The following is a 2,428-nucleotide window of genomic DNA, read 5'->3' on the forward strand; positions in this document are numbered from 1 at the left end:
CAGCCAGGGGAAACGCAGTGCCACGCGGGCCCGGACGCCTTCGCGCCGATCGGTCACCCGCGGCCGGCTGACCGCCACGCCGAGCTGGCGCACGTCCCGGGAGGCCGCACCGCCTCCCGTCGGCGTGCCCGTTCCTTCCGGTGTGCCCGGTGTGCCCGCAGCGCCTGCCGCCGCAGGTGTGAACGTCTCGCTGACCAGGGTGAGCTCGGTCCCGGTGGACGAGGCGGGCAGCGGCACGGCGATCGGTGTGAACGCGCTGCCGACGTCGACGTCGGCGAGGGTCTGCCCGGCCGCGTCGAGGATGCGCAGCCGTACCGTCCCCGACGCTCCCGGACGGCCGATGTCGGCGTGCAGCCGCCGTTCACCCCCGGCCGCGACCGAGAGAACCCCCGCGCCGTTCGTCCAGACCCACTGCCGGCGGCGGCCGCCTTCGGGCGGATACCAGCCCGTCCCGTACCCCACCGCCGGACGCACGCCCCGCAGGAGCGGGCCGCAGGCGCGGATGGCGGTCCTGCGCCACCCCGCAGCGTCATGATCGGCCGGTGTCGGGAAGAAGCACAGGTACGCCGCATGCCTCGAGCGGGGGACCAGCCGGCTCATGTACGAACCGTTGACGAACAGGTCGTAGTTGGCGCTGACCTCCGCGACGGCGTCGTCGCCCCGGTCGGGCAGCAGGCGGTACCGGCAGCCGGACAGGTCGAGCCCGAGGTGGTCGCCGAGCGCGTCCAGGTCGACCGTCGAGTGCCCGAGGATGTCGACCTGGGCGCCTTCGGCCGCGAGCACCTGGGCGATCATCCCGTTGTGGCGTTCCCCGCCGCCCATGGAATGCCAGAACCTGTTGTAGACGGCGGCCCGTACACCCCCGGCAGGCTCGGGTACCTCCCGTGGGCCCCGCGCTTCTTGCGGGCCTTCCGGCTGGCTGCGTCCCTCCCGCGAGGTGTCGGCCGGGCGCTGCGCGGTGGCCTCGGCGGCGACCGGCTGCGCTGTGGCTGGCTGTGCGGTGATCGGCTGTGTCGTGGTCGGCTGTGCCGTCGGCCTGGTCATCGTTGCACCAGCCAGTTCTCCAGCTCGCGGTGGCGTGTCGACGCGGTCCGCGAGATCATCCGTCGGCGGGTCAGTATGGCCGGCAGCAGCCGCAGGTAGGAGGCGATGACCTTCAGCCGCAGCCAGGTCGGGCGCAGCGGGGGCCGGGAGCGTGCCGCCCATGCCTGGCGCAGCGTCCGGAGCGCGATCGACACGGTCGTGAGTGGATAACGGGCTACCGCCGCCACGGCGATCCGGGCGCTCGCGTCCTTGGTGAGCATCAGCAGCCGGTTACGGTCGGTGTGGAAGACGAACAGTGGCGACCACTCGACACTGGATGCCGAGTGGACGTGCCGCAGCACCGCATCCGGTATGTACCGGATCGTGTAGCCGTGGGCGCGGATCCGCCAGGACAGGTCCGTGTCCTCGTAGTAGAGGAAGAAATCGTCGTCGAACCAGCCGAGTTCGTGCCCGAGCCGGGTACGGATCGCCATGCCGTTGCCGCAGGCGGTGAAGACCTCTTCGGCCTGGGCGAACTGGCCGGTGTCGACCTGCTGGTAGCCGCGGTCGGCGCCGTAACCGTCGTGCAGCACGATCCCACCGACGTTGTTGATCACATCTATGCGCGCCACGCCGTCCGGGACGGTGAACTCCACCGTGGACGGTTCGGCGCCGGCGTCCAGGGTGACCGACCCGCCGTCCCAGCTCAGCGTCACCGGCTTGGGTGCCTGGCCGGCCCAGGTGAAGCCGAGCGTGACCGGGCCACCCTCCGGTACCGGGACGCACAGCTCGCCGTCACCGCGGGTCCAGAAGAACGGCGCCTCCGGGCCCCCTTCGGCGCCGAAGGTCAGTTTCTCCCACAGCACCTCCCGCAACGCCTCCCGCCCGTTGACGGTCACCGACGACACCCGGACGCCGAGTGGGCGCGAGTCGTGCGGGCCCGGGGTGAAGGTCGCGGTTGACAGCTGTAGCCGCAGGAAGCGGGGGAGGAAGACGACTTTGCCGGTGACCGCGCCGAGGCGTTCGCCGCCGGGGGCGTCGAACGGCGCCAGCAGGTTGTCCAGCCAGTCCGGCTCGGGCACCGCGTCGTTGTTGAGCAGAGCGGCGTACGGAGTGGTGACCGTGCGCAGCGCGAGGTTGTTGCCGCCGGCGAAGCCGAGGTTGGTCTCGGAGGGCACGAGCCGGACCCACGGGTAGCGCTCGGCCAGCAGGGTCCTGGAGGAGTCCGTCGAGGCGTTGTCGACCACCCACGTCTCGAAGGCGAAGCCGGTGACCTGTTTGGCCAGCCCGTCCAGGCATGCCGGCAGCAGGTGCGCGCCGTTCCAGTTGACGATGACGACGGTCACCAGCGGGCTGGTCGACGCGGTGGTCGGGCCGGTGGCGGCCGAGCCGACGGTCGGGCCGG

General features: G+C 71.9%; 1 protein-coding gene and 1 pseudogene. Both read right to left on the reverse strand.

The window, feature by feature from the left end; all coding sequences use genetic code 11:
• A pseudogene (locus DD1DGNOD_RS28815) lies at positions 1-1,044 on the reverse strand (hypothetical protein); the annotation flags it as partial.
• A partial coding sequence (locus DD1DGNOD_RS05910; protein WP_131769626.1) for a glycosyltransferase family 2 protein occupies positions 1,041-2,428 on the reverse strand: 1,388 nt, incomplete at its 5' end. The pseudogene DD1DGNOD_RS28815 and the gene DD1DGNOD_RS05910, both read right to left, overlap by 4 nt.

It is taken from the genome of Candidatus Protofrankia californiensis, assembly GCF_900634765.1.
GTDB classification, from domain to species: Bacteria; Actinomycetota; Actinomycetes; order Frankiales; family Frankiaceae; genus Protofrankia; species Protofrankia californiensis.